Origin of the sequence: Modicisalibacter coralii (genome assembly GCF_004117855.1) — a bacterium.
Lineage (GTDB): Bacteria > Pseudomonadota > Gammaproteobacteria > Pseudomonadales > Halomonadaceae > Modicisalibacter > Modicisalibacter coralii.
In genome coordinates this window covers 1-13261 of sequence record NZ_QWBW01000008.1, presented here as the reverse complement: position 1 = coordinate 13261, position 13261 = coordinate 1, and the positions used below count along the sequence as shown (strand labels likewise).

Sequence of the window (13261 nt, the reverse complement as noted above, 5' to 3'; positions counted from 1 at the left end):
CGCCGCGATCAAAGAATCAGCACATTACCCAGCATGCCGACCAGAAAGCCCAGTACCGCGCCCAGCGGTGGCGTCCAGTGGTTGCGCATGCGCGACTGCGGCGCGATGTCCTGAAAGATCAGATAGAGGATACCGCCGGCGGCGAAGGCCATCAGCGAGGCGGTGAGCGCCGGGCGGGTCTGCAGGAAGGCATGCCCCAGCCAGGCGGCGACCGGCCCCAGGAGGCTGACCCCGAACAGCACGACGAGGATGCGACGCCTGGCGAGTCCGGACTGGCGCATCTCGCGAAAGGCATTGAATCCCTCGGGCAGGTTCTGGATGCCGATAAAGCCGGCCAGCAGGATGCCCAGCCGCCGGTCGTGACTGAAGACCGCCCCCAGCGAGACCGCCTCGGGCAGAAAGTCCATCAGCATCGCCATGAACTGCGCAAAGCTGCCGCCGCGCCGTTCGAGCCAGGCATCCAGCGCACAGAACAGGCCGCCCCCCAGGCAGAAGGCCAGCGCCAGCCCCCAGGGCGGCAGAACCGCCATGCCCACCGGCATCAGGGCGAAGGCCACCGCCGCGACCAGGGTGCCGCCGCCGAAGGCGATCACGCCGTGAATGATCTCCCGCTTGGTCTCGGTGTCGGCGCTGCCCTCGTGCCAGGCGAACAGCCCGCCGACGAAGGCACCGAGCCCCGACAACCAGGCGATACCCACGATGACTTCCACGGCATCGGTCACGCGTTCCTTGCTCCCTGCAGGCTGATCGAGTCGACCGGCGTCGCCGGCCCCCGGCCAACTTACACGACTTTACGGGAGCGCTCGATGCCCGTCGTGGTGGCCGCCCTCACTCCAGCGCCGATACGCTCTCGCGGCGTTCGGCATCGTCGCGCAGCGCCAGGCGGCTCTGATGGCGTCGCCAGGTCGCCGGCGGCAGCCGGGTCTCGCGGCGAAAGGCACGACTGAAGGCCGCCTCCGACTCGTAGCCGACCTCGAGCGCGATCGAGGCGATGGAGGCACTCGACTGACGCAACAGACCGGCGGCGACTTGCATCCGCCACTTGGCCAGATAATGCATCGGCGCATGGCCGGTGAAGCGGTGGAAGCGCTCGTGCAGTGCCGAGCGCGACAAGCCGGTGCGAGCAGCCAGGCGATCGATCGTCCACGGCTCGGCGGGACATTCATGGAGCAGCCCCAGCGCCCGCCCGACGTGACGATCCTGCAGCCCCGCCAGCCAGTTGGCCTGCCCGGCGGGAAGGCTTTCCAGATACCGCCGCACCACCTCGACGAACATGGTCTCGCTGAGCCGCTCGAGCAGCGCCTCGCCACCGGGGCGCTTGCGCAGCGACTCGTCGAGGGCGAAGCGGATGAAGTGCGCGATCCAGTCGTCGTGGCTGCCGCTTCCGGCGGGGACGTGCAGCAATGCCGGCAGGCTAGCCAGCAGCGGATTGAAGGGATGGGCGTCACAGCCCAGGAAGCCGCACACCAGGGTGGCACCGTGCCGACCGGCGTCGCGATCGAGCCGCGCCATGGTCAGCGACTCGCCCTGGCGACTGGCGAAGAAGGGCAACTGCTCGGGATGCGGCATGGCATAGGGCCGCAGGTCCAGCGTGCCGCGCAGCCCCGGCTCACTGGACATAACGTGTGCATCGCCGCGCGGAAAGAGCACTACGTCCCCCGTGTTGAGGGCGACCGCCGGAGCCCCGACCAACGTGGCCCAGCAGCCACCGTGGGTCACCACGTGGTAGGCCATGACATGCTCGACGCCGGGCATGATCATTCCGGCGATAGCCGACGCCGAGGGCGCCTCGCTGACCCAGCGCTGCGTGCCTTCGACGTGGTAGAAGAGCGCGCCGCGAAGACGCACGTGGCGCAACACCGCTGACAGCGTGTCCCGACTCATGGGGCCCCCCGATGGCCACGACGGCTCTCTCGCCCGTCCCGTGGCGTCAGAGCGCCACGCCCTCCTCGCCTCGACAAGTATGTCGCGCGCCGCCCCGGACCGCCATCGCCGCATACCGGATTCCCGGTCAAACCATCAGGAGCCTGGGCCGGGTGATGGCGACACGGCTTGCGCATACTGCCAGCGACGTCCATTACAGCCGCCCTCGCGGCGGCTTCGATACGCCCTCCGGGCCCAGGAGTCTGCCATGACATCTCTCACCTATCGCACCCTTGACGGCAACGGCGCCGCACTCTCCGCCGAGGCGCTGGACACCCTCGCCGCGGGCGTGCGCGGCGGCGTCATCGGTCTCGACGATGCCGCCTACGAACAGGCGCGCCGCATCTGGAACGCCATGCCCGACCGCCACCCCGTGCTGATCGCCCGCTGTCTGGGCAGCCGGGACGTCCGTCATGCCGTCGATTTCGCCCGCCAGCAACGCATGCCGGTCAGCGTGCGCGGCGGCGGCCACCACATCGCCGGCAACGCCGTCGCCGACGGCGGCCTGATGATCGACCTTTCGGCGATGCGCGAGGTACGCGTCGACGCCGACAGCCGCACGGCGCGCGTCGCACCCGGCGCCCTGCTCGGTGACGTCGATCACGAGACCCAGGCCTTCGGACTGGCCCTGCCCACCGGCATCAATTCCACCACCGGTATCGCCGGCCTGACGCTGGGCGGCGGTTTCGGCTGGCTGACACGCCAGTACGGCTTGACCGCCGACAACCTGCTCTCCGCCGACGTGGTGACCGCCGACGGCGCGCTGCATACGGTTTCCGTCGATCGTGAGCCCGACCTGTTCTGGGCGATCCGCGGCGGCGGCGGCAACTTCGGCGTGGTCACCTCCTTCGAATTCCGGCTGCATCCGGTGGGGCCATCGGTCTACGCGGGTCTGGTGGCCTACCCCTTCGATCAGGCCCGACAGGTACTCACGGCATGGCGCGACTTCTGTGCCGAGGCCCCGCGCGAGCTGAGCGTCTGGTCGGTGCTGCGTCAGGCGCCGCCGCTGCCATTCCTGCCCGAAGCGAGCCACGGCCAGCCGGTAGTGATCTTCGCGCTGCTGCATGCCGGCGACCCCACCGAGGGCGAACGCCTCGCCCAGCGGGTCCTGGCCTTCGGCGAAGTGCTCGGCAGCCATCTCGGCGTCCAGCCGTTCAGCGCCTTCCAGGCCGCCTTCGATCCGCTGCTTACCCCGGGCGCGCGCAACTACTGGAAGACCCAGAACTTCGCCCGAATCAGCGACGGCCTGATCGAAGCCCTGATCGAGGCCACCGGCGAACTGCCCGGCCCCGAGTGCGAAGTGTTCGTCGCCCAGCTGGGCGGGGCCGCCGCGGATATCGCCGAGGGGGACACGGCCTATGTCGGTCGCAATGCCAACTTCATCATGAACGCCCACGGCCGCTGGCGAGAAACCGCCGACGACGACCGGGTCCGCGACTGGGCACGACGGGTCTTCAAGGCCACCGAACCCTTCGCCACCGGCGGCGGCTACATCAACTTCATGACCGAGGACGAAGGCCAGCGCACCGCCGGCATCTACGGGAGGAACTTCACGCGGTTGCAGCAGATCAAGCAGATCTACGACCCCGACAACCTGTTCCGAATCAACCAGAACATTCCGCCGCTGGCGCTCGCCAAGACGGCATGACCCGCCCCGACCCCGTGGGAGTTCATTCCCCCGTGGGGTCGGCTTGCCCGGAACGTTGCGGCAGTCTCGGCGACCGCGTCTCGCGCCAGGCTTGGCACAGCCAGGCCCCGGCGCGGGCGATCTCGGCCTCGTCGGCGCCGGCATAGCCCAGCACCAGCCCCGGGCGTGACGCCTCGCCGAGATAGAAGCGCGACAACGGCGCCAGCGTCACGCCGGCCGCCTCGCCGCGCGCGACGAGATCGCGCTCCTGGGCGTGATCGTCCAGCCACGCCACCAGATGCATGCCCGCCTGGCCCCGGGTGAGTTCGAGCCCTTCGGCGAGAGCCGGCGCCAGGGCCTCGCGCAGACAGACCTGGCGCTGCCGGTAGCAGTGGCGCATGCGCGCCACGTGGCGCGCGAAATGCCCCTCGGCGATGAAATCCGCCAGCGCCGCCTGGACGGCATACCCGCCCTCGCGATGCAGCCGGGCATTGGCCCGCCGGAAGTCGTCGACCAGCGCCTCGGGGAGCACCAGATAGCCCAGTCGCAGTCCGGGATAGAGCACCTTGCTGAAGGTGCCGACGTAGATCACCGGCGCCTGCGTGGCCAGCCCCTGCAGCGATGCCACCGGCGGCGTGGTGTAGCGGAACTCGCTGTCGTAGTCGTCCTCGACGAGCCAAGCGCCGTGGCGCTCGGCGGCCGCCAGCAGCGCCAGCCGGCGCGCCAGGGTCAGCGTTGCGCCGGCGGGATACTGATGCGAGGGCGTGGTGTAGATCAGCCGCGGCGACGGCGAGGCGGGCGCGGCGGCGGGATCGATCCCCTGGTCGTCCACCGGCACTGGAATCCGCTCGAGCCCCGCCGCGGCGAAACAGGCCTGGGCGCCACCGTAGCCCGGCTCCTCGATCCACACCGGGTCATTCGGATCGGTCAGCAGCCGGGCGATCAGCTCGAAGCCCTGCTGCGCGCCCTGGGTGATCAGGATCTGTTCCGGGCGACAGCGCACCGAGCGGGAAAGCTGCAGATAATCGGCCAGGGCGGCCTTGAGCGCCGGCAGCCCGCCCTGGGTCTGATAACCCAGCCAGGCCGTCGGGACGTGACGTTGATGACGCCGCAACAACCGCGCCCAGAGGGCATGCGGGAAACGATCCAGCGCCGGGATCCCCGGTGCGAAGGCCCGGTGGCTGCCGCGCATGTCGCCGCAGCGTTCCAGCAGCTCGCGGCCCCGCCGCGACAGCGGCGGCAGCTCGACACGCGCCTCGCCGGGCGGCGAGGTGACCGGGGTCAGGTCGAGAGCGGCAACGAACAGCCCGGCCCCCTGCCGGGCCTCGGCGAAGCCCTCCGCCACCAGCCGCTCGAGGGCATCGAGGACCGTGTTGCGCCCCAGCCCCAGTTCCCGGGCCAACCGTCGCGACGAGGGCAGACGCGTGCCCGGACCGAGCTCCCCGGCCTGGATCCGTTCGCGCAAGGCGTCGTACAGCCGGCGGGCCAGGGTGCCGGCCGTCTTGTCGCTCAGTTGCATCGCCAGTGACTCGATGACCCAGGCGTCCCGCTCCCGTTCGTGCGCCAAACTGGTTCCCCCAAATCGCCATGAACTGGCTCTTAGTTTGACACCACTTCGCTTGCACAATCGAGCGAGTCCCCCGTCACGGAGTTCATTCTCATGCCCACCATCCGCCCTGCCACGATCGACGATCTCGCCCCGTTGAGCCAGTTGCTCGATGGCTACCGCCGCTTCTACGGCCAGCCCGGCGACATCGACGCCGCGCGCGACTTCCTGATACAACGCCTGGGCCTCGGCGACGCCCATCTACGCGTCGCCGAGAGTGCGGCCGGACGGCTCGTCGGCTTCGTTCAGCTCTATCCGCTGCTGTCGACGGTGGGGCTGGCCCCGCGCTGGCTGCTCAACGACCTGTTCGTCGCCCCCGAGGCGCGCGGCCAGGGCGTGGGGCGGGCACTGATGCAGGCCGCGGCCGCACTCGCCGGCGACCACGGCGTTCCGCAATTGACGCTCAGCACCCAGGTCGACAATCACGCCGCCCAGGCGCTCTACGAGTCCCTGGGCTGGCAGCGCAACGACGACTTCTTCGGCTATCGGCTGGCACTCGCGCCGCGCGCCGGGGAGGCCGCGCAGTGACCGCGACCAACGCCTTCGGCCAGCCGGTGGGCCCCATCGTGGCGGAGTGGCGACCGCCCTGCGTACCCGGAGACACCGTGCTGCACGGCCGCACCGCGCGCGTCGAGCCGCTCGACGCCGCACGTCATGCCCCGGCGCTGTGGCGCGCCTGGTCCCGCGCGGATCCCGACCGTCCGGGCGACACCGACGGCGCCGCGCGCTGGACCTACCTCGGCGGCCGCCCCTTCGCCGACGAGGCCGGCTGCCACGACTGGCTCGAGCACCAGAGTACCCAGCGCGACCCGCGCTTCCTGGCCGTCGTCGACATCGCCACCGGCGAGGCACTGGGCACGCTGGCTTGGCTCAACATCGTTCCCGAGCACGGCTCGATCGAGATCGGTCATGTGAGTTTCTCGTCGCGACTGTCACGCACCACGCTCGCCAGCGAGGCCTTCTACCTGCTGATGCGCGAGGCCTTCGCGCTGGGCTACCGGCGCCTGGAGTGGAAATGCGATGCCCTGAACGCGCCCTCGCGCCGCGCCGCCGAGCGGCTGGGCTTGGGTTTCGAAGGCGTGTTCCGTCAGCACCGCGTGGTCCAGGGGCACAATCGCGATACCGCCTGGTACGCGCTGCTCGACGGCGAGTGGCCGACCATCGAGCGCGCCTTCAGGAAATGGCTCGCTTGCGACAACTTCGACGCCGAGGGTCGCCAGCGCCGGTCCCTGGCGACCTTCATCACCGCTGCTTCAGCGACCGACCGGAGACCGTGACGCCATGTACCGCCCTCGCCCTTTCGCCCTCGACGACGCGAGCGCCCTGCACGCGACGATCGATAGCCATCCCTTTGCCAGCCTGATCAGCGTCGGCGACGCTGGCCCCAGCGCCGAGCACCTGCCACTGTTGCGCCAGGCGACGACGGGCGACGTGCTCTATGGCCATATCGCCCGGGCCAACCCGCTGTGGCAGGGCGGCGAGCGCGATGCCCTGGCGATCTTCCACGGCCCGCAGGCCTACGTCTCCCCCGGGTGGTATCCCGAAAAGCGCGCCCATGGGCGGGTGGTACCGACCTGGAACTATCTCGTCGTTCACGCCCACGGTCGGCTGCGTTTCATCGAGGATCGCGACTGGCTCATGCAGTGCGTCGATGCCCTGACGAGACGTTTCGAGCAGGGGCGCGAGAGGCCCTGGTCGCTCGCCGAGGCGCCGGCGGATTACCTCGACGGCCTGTGCCGGGCGATCGTCGGCGTGGAACTCAGCGTCGAGCGCCTGGTGGGCAAGCACAAGGCCAGCCAGAACAAGCCCCCGGCGACCCGCGAGGCGGTGCGCCGAGGGCTGCGGGACGACGCACGCTGCTCCGCCGACGAGGTCGACATACTGAGCGGCGCTCTCCCTCGCTAGCCGTGGCACGACTTATCCGTTAAGCTGCAGGCCCGCTGCCCCGCCGGCGCGTTCGCGACGGCCCCATCCTGCAGCTACCGAGAGATTCCATGAGCTTTGCTTCCCTGGGGCTGTCCGCCCCACTTCTGAAAGCCGTGGCCGAACAAGGCTACGACACCCCTTCGCCGATCCAGTCCCAGGCGATCCCCGCCGTCCTCGAAGGGCGCGACGTGATGGCCGCCGCCCAGACCGGCACCGGCAAGACCGCCGGCTTCACCCTGCCGCTGCTCGAGCGGCTCAAGGAGGGCCCGCGCCCGCGTCCCGGCCAGGTGCGCGCCCTGGTGCTCGCGCCGACCCGCGAACTGGCCGCCCAGGTCGGCGAGAGCGTGGCCACCTACGGCAAGCACCTGCCGATGACCAGCACGGTGGTCTTCGGTGGCGTCAAGATCAATCCGCAGATCGCCGCCCTCAAGCGCGGTGTCGACGTGCTGGTCGCCACCCCCGGTCGGCTGCTCGACCTGCACGGCCAGAAGGCGGTCTCCTTCGACTCGCTCGAGGTGCTGATCCTCGACGAGGCCGATCGCATGCTCGACATGGGCTTCATCCACGATATCCGCCGGATTCTCAAGGTGCTGCCGGCCAAGCGTCAGACCCTGATGTTCTCGGCGACCTTCTCCGACGAGATCCGCCGGCTTGCCAAGGGCCTGGTCGAGGATCCCCTGGAAGTCTCGGTCACCCCGCGCAACACCGCCGCGACCACGGTGGCCCAGTGGGTCTGTCCGGTGGACAAGCCGCGCAAGCCCGCGCTGCTCAGTCACCTGATCCACGAGCACGAGTGGCACCAGGTGCTGGTCTTCACCCGCACCAAGCACGGCGCCAACAAGCTCACCCGCTATCTGGAAGGCGAAGGCATCGAGGCCGCGGCGATTCACGGCAACAAGAGCCAGAACGCCCGCACCAAGGCGCTGGGCGGCTTCAAGTCCGGCGAGATCCGCGTGCTGGTGGCCACCGACATCGCGGCGCGCGGACTGGACATCGACCAGTTGCCGCAGGTGGTCAACTTCGAACTGCCCAATGTCGCCGAGGACTACGTCCACCGCATCGGCCGCACCGGCCGGGCCGGTGCCAGCGGCCAGGCCGTCTCGCTGGTGTGCCATGAGGAATCCAAGGAACTCGCCGGCATCGAGCGCCTGATCAAGCAGACCCTGAAGCGCACGCCGATCGCCGGCTTCGAACCCGGTCAGGCGGTGAGTTCCCCCGCGCCCGAGCGGCGTGGCAACGGCGGTGAACCGCGTCGTCGCCCGACCGGCGAGCGCAAGGAAGACGGGGCCAGTGCCAAGCCGCGCCGCCGCCGGGGCGGACGCGGTCGTCGGCGCAGCTCGCCCTCCGGGGAGTGAACCGGCGTCTCGTCAGCGCCACACGTTGACGTTGTCGGCGTCGGCGAAGTCCGCGCGCTGCGGTTCGACGATGCAGAAGCGCTGACCGCTCGGCGCCTGCATCACCACCCATTCGGCCAGGCGCTCGACGACCCGGGCGCCGAGCCCCTCCATTCTCGCCACCTCGGCGTCGATATCGTCGGTCTCGATGTCCAGATGCACGCGACTGGGATGATCGACCCGCTGCAGCAGCACCTGCGGCTGGTCGGCCGGCGTTTGCAGACACACGTAACGCCCGTCGGTCTCGGCGATCTCGTAACCTAGGGCCTGCCCCCAGAAATAGGCGGCTTCCATCAGGGCCTCGGTCCGGCTATCGATCACCAGACAGGCCAGTCGACTCTTGTGCATGGCGGGGGTCTCCGCGGCGGGGCTCGTCTCTACTATAGGCCGTCGCGCGCCACCTCGTAGGACAGGCGAATATGCTCGTCGAGCAACGCCCGCGCGTCATGCGTGTCGCGCGCCAACGCCAGGTCCACCAGCTCGCCGTGCTGTCGGTCCAGCCTGGCACGCACCCCCGGATTGTCCGGGGCCATGCGCCGGTAGCGATCGAACTGATCGTGCAGTTGTTCGACGAAACGCAGCAGCCAGGCCGAACCGCAGGCGGCGAGCAGCGCGCGATGGAAACGCAGGTGCGCCTGCTCCCACTCCTCGACGCGCTGTGGCTGCTCATCGGCACGCTTCAGGCGATGGTGTGCCGCCAGCAACTGCGACTCCCACTCGGAATCGCCGTTCTGGAACGCCTGGGTCAGGGCCATGCACTCCAGCTGCCGGCGCAGCCTGGCGATGTCGTCGAGTTCCTCCCCATGCATGGCCGGTACCCGGAAGCCGCGCTGATTGACCTGTTCGAGCAATCCATAGGCCGCCAGGCGATTGAGCGCTTCGCGCAGGGGGCTCAGGCCGACCCCGTAATGCGTCTTCAGCGCGCTGATGGCCAGCTTTTCGCCGGCCACGAAGCGACCCCGGATCAGATCCTGCTTGAGCGCCTCGAAGACCTGGCTGGACGCCGTGACGCCGGCGGTGGGCGAGGTGGTCATGGGGCCCCTCCCGTTGATCGGTTGTGATGAGGCAAAGCGTGGCTGTTGACGTTATCCCAGTCACGGGTCATAGTCATTCCCAGAAAATCGATTTTATTCACCAATAACGATTTATACCACAACAATCGATTGGAGACGGCATGCTGACGCCCTTTTCCCCCGCCACGCCCTACCCTTCGCAGCGCAGTGTCACCTACGCCCGCCACGGCATGGTCGCCGCCTCCCAGCCCCAGGCCAGCCAGATCGGCCGTGACATCCTCGCCCAGGGCGGCAACGCCGTGGATGCCGCCATCGCCACCGCCGCGGCATTGACGGTGGTCGAGCCGACCGGCTGCGGTATCGGCGGCGATGCCTTTGCGCTGGTCTGGATCGCCGACGACGACCGCGGCAAGGGCAAGCTTCACGGCCTCAACGCCAGTGGCACGGCACCCCAGGCACTGACCCGCGAGGCGGTGACGGCGGCCGGCCATGCCGAAATGCCGCTGTGCGGCTGGACGCCGGTCACGGTACCGGGGACCCCCGCCGCCTGGGCCGAACTGTCCCGCCGCTTCGGCAAGCTGGATTTCGCCACCCTGCTGCAACCGGCGATCCGCCTGGCCCGCGACGGCTTCCCCGTATCGCCGATCATCGCCGGCCTGTGGCAGCTCGAAGAGGCCCAGTTGCGCCGCTACCAGGACCTTCCCGAACTCGCCCCCTGGTTCGAGACCTTCCTGCCCGACGGTCGGGTGCCCGCACCGGGGCAGTGGTACCGCTGCGAGGATCAGGCGCGGACCCTGGAAGCGATCGCCGAGACCCGCGCCGAGAGCTTCTATCGCGGGGAACTGGCCGAGCGCATCGACGCCTTTTCACGGGACACCGGCGGTTATCTGCGCGCCACCGACCTGGCCGGCTACGCGCCGGAATGGGTCGCGCCCATCGCCGCCCGCTACCGGGGCGTGGATGTCTGGGAGATCCCCCCCAACGGGCAAGGGCTGGTGGCCCTGATGGCCCTGCGCATCCTGGAAGGCTTCGAGCCGGTCGGGCGCGACGACCCGGGAACGCTGCATCGTCAGCTCGAGGCCATGAAGCTGGCCTTCGTCGATGGCCAGACCCATATCACCCAGCCCGATCACATGACCCACGACGTCGCCGCCCTGCTGAGCGACGCCTACACTCGCGAGCGGCGCGCACTGATCGGCGAACGGGCGCTGGATCCCAGCCCCGGCCAGCCGCAGGCCGGCGGCACCGTCTATCTGGCCACCGCCGACGATGACGGCAACATGGTGTCGTTCATCCAGAGCAACTATCACGGCTTCGGCTCCGGCGTGGTGGTGCCGGGTACCGGGATCGCCCTGCAGAATCGCGGGCACAACTTCAGCCTCGACCCTACCCATGACAACGTGCTGGCACCGGGCAAGAAGACCTTCCATACCATCATCCCGGGCTTCCTGACTCGGGCCGACGGCATGCCGCTGGGCCCGTTCGGGGTGATGGGCGGGTTCATGCAGCCCCAGGGCCACGTCCAGGTGGTGACCAATCTGGTCGACTTCGGCCTCAACCCGCAGGCGGCCCTCGACGCGCCGCGCTGGCAGTGGATGGGCGGCAAGCGCATCGGCGTCGAGCACCATTTCCCGGCCCACCTGGTGCGCGACATGGCCGAGCGCGGTCACGACATGCGTGTCGAACACGACAACCGCGAATTCGGTCGCGGCCAGGTGATCATCCGCGATCCCGACACCGGCATCTACTGCGGCGGCACCGAACCGCGCACCGATGCCAGCATCGCGGTGTGGTGAGCATGGCCTCGCAACGACAACTGTTCCTCGCCTTCCTGCGCGTGGGCCTGTTCGGCTTCGGCGGCGGCCCGTCGATGATTCCGCTGGTGCATCAGGAAGTGGTCAAGCGCCACGCCTGGCTGGACGACGACGCCTTCGCCGATGTGCTGGCGATCGGCAATACCCTGCCGGGCCCCATCGCCACCAAGATGGCCGGCTACATCGGCTACCGGGTCGGTGGCGCCCTGGGCGCCGTCAACGCGGTGATCGCCGTGATCGCCCCGGTCGTGGTGGCCATGATCGCGCTGCTCGGACTCTACGCCCGGCACGGCGACCAGCGCTGGGTTCAGGGCATGGGGCAAGGCGTGGTGCCGGTGGTGATGGTGATGATGGCCAAGCTGACGCTGGACTTCTTCAACAAGGCCCGGGCCGGCCTCGGCTGGCTGCTCACCGTGATCATGGGCGCCGTCGCGGGTGGGCTGATCTACGGCCTGGGCGTCCACCCCGGGCTGGTGATCGGCGCCCTGCTCGTCGCCGCCCTGTTGCGGCCCGAGCGGCATGCCCCGGCCAAGGAGACCGGCTCATGATCTACTGGCAGCTCTTCGTCGCCTTCTTCGTTCCCAACATCGTCGGCTACGGCGGCGGCCCGGCGATCATCCCGTTGATCGAGAACGAGGTCGTGGGCCGTTACGGCTGGATGAGCGCCCAGACCTTCGCCGAGACCCTGGCCCTGGGCAATGCCCTGCCCAGCCCCATCGCCACCAAGATGGCCGGCTACATCGGCTACGACGTCGCCGGCGTCGCTGGCGCGCTGGTCGCGCTCTTCGCCACCGTGGCGCCCTCGCTGCTGCTGATGCTGGTGGCACTGGGGACCCTCTACCGCTATCGCGACTCGATCAAGGTCAAGTCGATGAGTCAGTGGGTACGCCCGGTGGTGATGGTGCTGATGGCGTTTCTGACCTGGCGCTTCCTCGCCGAGGGGCTGGAAACGGCCGGCGTGCTGCACACCGCGATCATCGGCGGCGTGGCCGGGATCCTTCTGCTGGCGACCCGGGTCCACCCGGCGTTCGTCGTGTGTTTCGGGCTTGGCTACGGAGCGCTGCTCCTCGGCTGACCGATTCCTGAACCGACAAGACAAGAACAAGAGAGACGTCTCATGACCTCTTCCAGACTCATCGACCCCCCCCGCGATACCCGAGCGCCGTCGACCGCGACCCTGCCGCTCGACGTGCGCAACCTCAAGAAGCGCTTCGGCGACAACGAGGTCCTCAAGGGCCTGTCCCTCGAGGCCCACCAGGGCGACGTGATCTCCCTCATCGGGGCCTCCGGCTCCGGCAAGAGCACCTTCCTGCGCTGCATGAACCTGCTCGAGATGCCCAACGAGGGCGAGCTGATCGTCCACGGCGAGGCGATCCGCTTCAAGGAGACCCGCCACGGTCGCGAGCCCGCCGACTGGAAACAGGTCGAGCGCATCCGCGCCAAGCTGGCGATGGTCTTCCAGGGCTTCAACCTGTGGGCCCACATGACGTTGATCGAGAACGTCATCGAGGCCCCCGTCCACGTCCTCGGCAAGCCCAAGAAGGAGGCCCTCGCGCATGCCCGCGACCTGCTCGAGCGGGTCGGCCTGGCCGAGCGCGCCGACTACTACCCCGCCCAGCTCTCCGGCGGCCAGCAGCAGCGCGGGGCGATCGCCCGAGCCCTGGCCATGGAGCCGGAGGTGATGCTGTTCGACGAGCCCACCTCGGCGCTCGACCCGGAGCTGGTCGGCGACGTGCTCAAGGTCATGCGCGATCTGGCCGACGAGGGCCGCACGATGATCGTGGTGACCCACGAGATGGCCTTCGCCCGCGACGTCTCGAGCCAGGTCATCTACCTGCACCAGGGGCGCGTCGAGGAAGCCGGGCCCCCCGCCGAGGTGCTGGGCAATCCGCGTTCGGAGCGTCTCAAGCAGTTCCTGGCGCCCAAGTTCTGAGCCCACCGGAGACACGTCTCATGAT

Annotated in this window: 14 protein-coding genes; 9 read left to right on the top strand and 5 right to left on the bottom strand. The window is 69.2% G+C overall.

What is annotated here, in order from left to right:
- Window positions 1-8: 8 nt before the first annotated feature.
- Together D0901_RS03620 and D0901_RS03615 are read right to left on the bottom strand one after the other, a co-directional pair.
- Window positions 9-722, bottom strand: coding sequence for a ZIP family metal transporter (locus D0901_RS03620; protein WP_129138932.1), 714 nt, complete (start codon window positions 720-722; stop codon window positions 9-11).
- Between the two features lie 106 nt (window positions 723-828).
- A complete protein-coding gene (locus tag D0901_RS03615; RefSeq protein ID WP_129138931.1) occupies window positions 829-1884 on the bottom strand; it encodes an AraC family transcriptional regulator in 1056 nt (351 codons plus the stop codon).
- A 247-nt stretch (window positions 1885-2131) separates the two neighbouring features.
- Here D0901_RS03615 and D0901_RS03610 point away from each other — a divergent pair, with 247 nt between their 5' ends.
- Window positions 2132-3571: an FAD-binding oxidoreductase gene (locus D0901_RS03610; protein ID WP_129138930.1), complete on the top strand. Its 1440-nt coding sequence runs from the start codon at window positions 2132-2134 to the stop codon at window positions 3569-3571.
- Window positions 3572-3593: 22 nt separating this feature from the next.
- Here D0901_RS03610 and pdxR read toward each other — a convergent pair whose 3' ends face one another.
- Window positions 3594-5069, bottom strand: a complete 1476-nt coding sequence (pdxR, locus tag D0901_RS03605) for a MocR-like pyridoxine biosynthesis transcription factor PdxR (protein ID WP_129139187.1) — start codon at window positions 5067-5069, stop codon at window positions 3594-3596.
- A 141-nt stretch (window positions 5070-5210) separates the two neighbouring features.
- On the opposite strand from pdxR, the gene D0901_RS03600 reads away from it, so the two are divergent.
- From D0901_RS03600 to D0901_RS03585, 4 genes are all read left to right on the top strand, one after another.
- Window positions 5211-5684, top strand: coding sequence for a GNAT family N-acetyltransferase (locus D0901_RS03600; RefSeq protein ID WP_129138929.1), 474 nt, complete (start codon window positions 5211-5213; stop codon window positions 5682-5684).
- Window positions 5681-6433, top strand: coding sequence for a GNAT family N-acetyltransferase (locus D0901_RS03595; protein WP_129138928.1), 753 nt, complete (start codon window positions 5681-5683; stop codon window positions 6431-6433). The genes D0901_RS03600 and D0901_RS03595 overlap by 4 nt, the downstream gene beginning before the upstream one ends.
- A gap of 4 nt (window positions 6434-6437) precedes the next feature.
- Window positions 6438-7061, top strand: coding sequence for an FMN-binding negative transcriptional regulator (locus D0901_RS03590; RefSeq protein ID WP_129138927.1), 624 nt, complete (start codon window positions 6438-6440; stop codon window positions 7059-7061).
- Window positions 7062-7150: 89 nt separating this feature from the next.
- On the top strand, window positions 7151-8437 hold the full coding sequence (locus D0901_RS03585) for a DEAD/DEAH box helicase (protein ID WP_129138926.1): 1287 nt from the start codon (window positions 7151-7153) through the stop codon (window positions 8435-8437).
- A gap of 12 nt (window positions 8438-8449) precedes the next feature.
- Here the strand turns inward: D0901_RS03585 and D0901_RS03580 are convergent, their stop codons facing one another.
- Both D0901_RS03580 and D0901_RS03575 read right to left on the bottom strand, forming a co-directional pair.
- Window positions 8450-8824, bottom strand: a complete 375-nt coding sequence (locus D0901_RS03580) for a VOC family protein (protein WP_129138925.1) — start codon at window positions 8822-8824, stop codon at window positions 8450-8452.
- A gap of 32 nt (window positions 8825-8856) precedes the next feature.
- The gene (locus tag D0901_RS03575) at window positions 8857-9510 is read right to left on the bottom strand and encodes a GntR family transcriptional regulator (protein WP_129138924.1); all 654 of its coding nucleotides are present in this window, start codon (window positions 9508-9510) and stop codon (window positions 8857-8859) included.
- 140 nt (window positions 9511-9650) lie between these two features.
- Between D0901_RS03575 and D0901_RS03570 the strand changes: the two genes are divergently transcribed.
- Genes D0901_RS03570 through D0901_RS03555 form a run of 4 tightly spaced genes read left to right on the top strand, consistent with a single transcriptional unit; the run spans window position 9651 to window position 13236 of the window.
- Window positions 9651-11285, top strand: a complete 1635-nt coding sequence (locus tag D0901_RS03570; protein WP_129138923.1) for a gamma-glutamyltransferase family protein — start codon at window positions 9651-9653, stop codon at window positions 11283-11285.
- Between the two features lie 2 nt (window positions 11286-11287).
- The gene (locus D0901_RS03565; protein ID WP_129138922.1) at window positions 11288-11851 is read left to right on the top strand and encodes a chromate transporter; all 564 of its coding nucleotides are present in this window, start codon (window positions 11288-11290) and stop codon (window positions 11849-11851) included.
- Window positions 11848-12378, top strand: coding sequence for a chromate transporter (locus D0901_RS03560; RefSeq protein ID WP_129138921.1), 531 nt, complete (start codon window positions 11848-11850; stop codon window positions 12376-12378). The genes D0901_RS03565 and D0901_RS03560 overlap by 4 nt, the downstream gene beginning before the upstream one ends.
- 42 nt (window positions 12379-12420) lie before the next feature.
- Complete coding sequence (locus D0901_RS03555; RefSeq protein WP_129138920.1) at window positions 12421-13236, top strand: ABC transporter ATP-binding protein; 816 nt, start codon at window positions 12421-12423, stop codon at window positions 13234-13236.
- Window positions 13237-13261 lie beyond the last annotated feature (25 nt).

What these genes read in the sequence shown, in the direction of transcription:
- D0901_RS03560 (WP_129138921.1), top strand. Translation starts at nt 11,848, where the DNA reads ATGATCTACTGGCAGCTCTTCGTCGCCTTCTTCGTTCCCAACATCGTC.
- D0901_RS03585 (WP_129138926.1), top strand. Translation starts at nt 7,151, where the DNA reads ATGAGCTTTGCTTCCCTGGGGCTGTCCGCCCCACTTCTGAAAGCCGTG.
- D0901_RS03565 (WP_129138922.1), top strand. Translation starts at nt 11,288, where the DNA reads ATGGCCTCGCAACGACAACTGTTCCTCGCCTTCCTGCGCGTGGGCCTG.
- D0901_RS03575 (WP_129138924.1), bottom strand. Translation starts at nt 9,510, where the DNA reads ATGACCACCTCGCCCACCGCCGGCGTCACGGCGTCCAGCCAGGTCTTC.
- pdxR (WP_129139187.1), bottom strand. Translation starts at nt 5,069, where the DNA reads ATGCAACTGAGCGACAAGACGGCCGGCACCCTGGCCCGCCGGCTGTAC.
- D0901_RS03615 (WP_129138931.1), bottom strand. Translation starts at nt 1,884, where the DNA reads ATGAGTCGGGACACGCTGTCAGCGGTGTTGCGCCACGTGCGTCTTCGC.
- D0901_RS03590 (WP_129138927.1), top strand. Translation starts at nt 6,438, where the DNA reads ATGTACCGCCCTCGCCCTTTCGCCCTCGACGACGCGAGCGCCCTGCAC.
- D0901_RS03570 (WP_129138923.1), top strand. Translation starts at nt 9,651, where the DNA reads ATGCTGACGCCCTTTTCCCCCGCCACGCCCTACCCTTCGCAGCGCAGT.
- D0901_RS03600 (WP_129138929.1), top strand. Translation starts at nt 5,211, where the DNA reads ATGCCCACCATCCGCCCTGCCACGATCGACGATCTCGCCCCGTTGAGC.
- D0901_RS03580 (WP_129138925.1), bottom strand. Translation starts at nt 8,824, where the DNA reads ATGCACAAGAGTCGACTGGCCTGTCTGGTGATCGATAGCCGGACCGAG.
- D0901_RS03610 (WP_129138930.1), top strand. Translation starts at nt 2,132, where the DNA reads ATGACATCTCTCACCTATCGCACCCTTGACGGCAACGGCGCCGCACTC.
- D0901_RS03555 (WP_129138920.1), top strand. Translation starts at nt 12,421, where the DNA reads ATGACCTCTTCCAGACTCATCGACCCCCCCCGCGATACCCGAGCGCCG.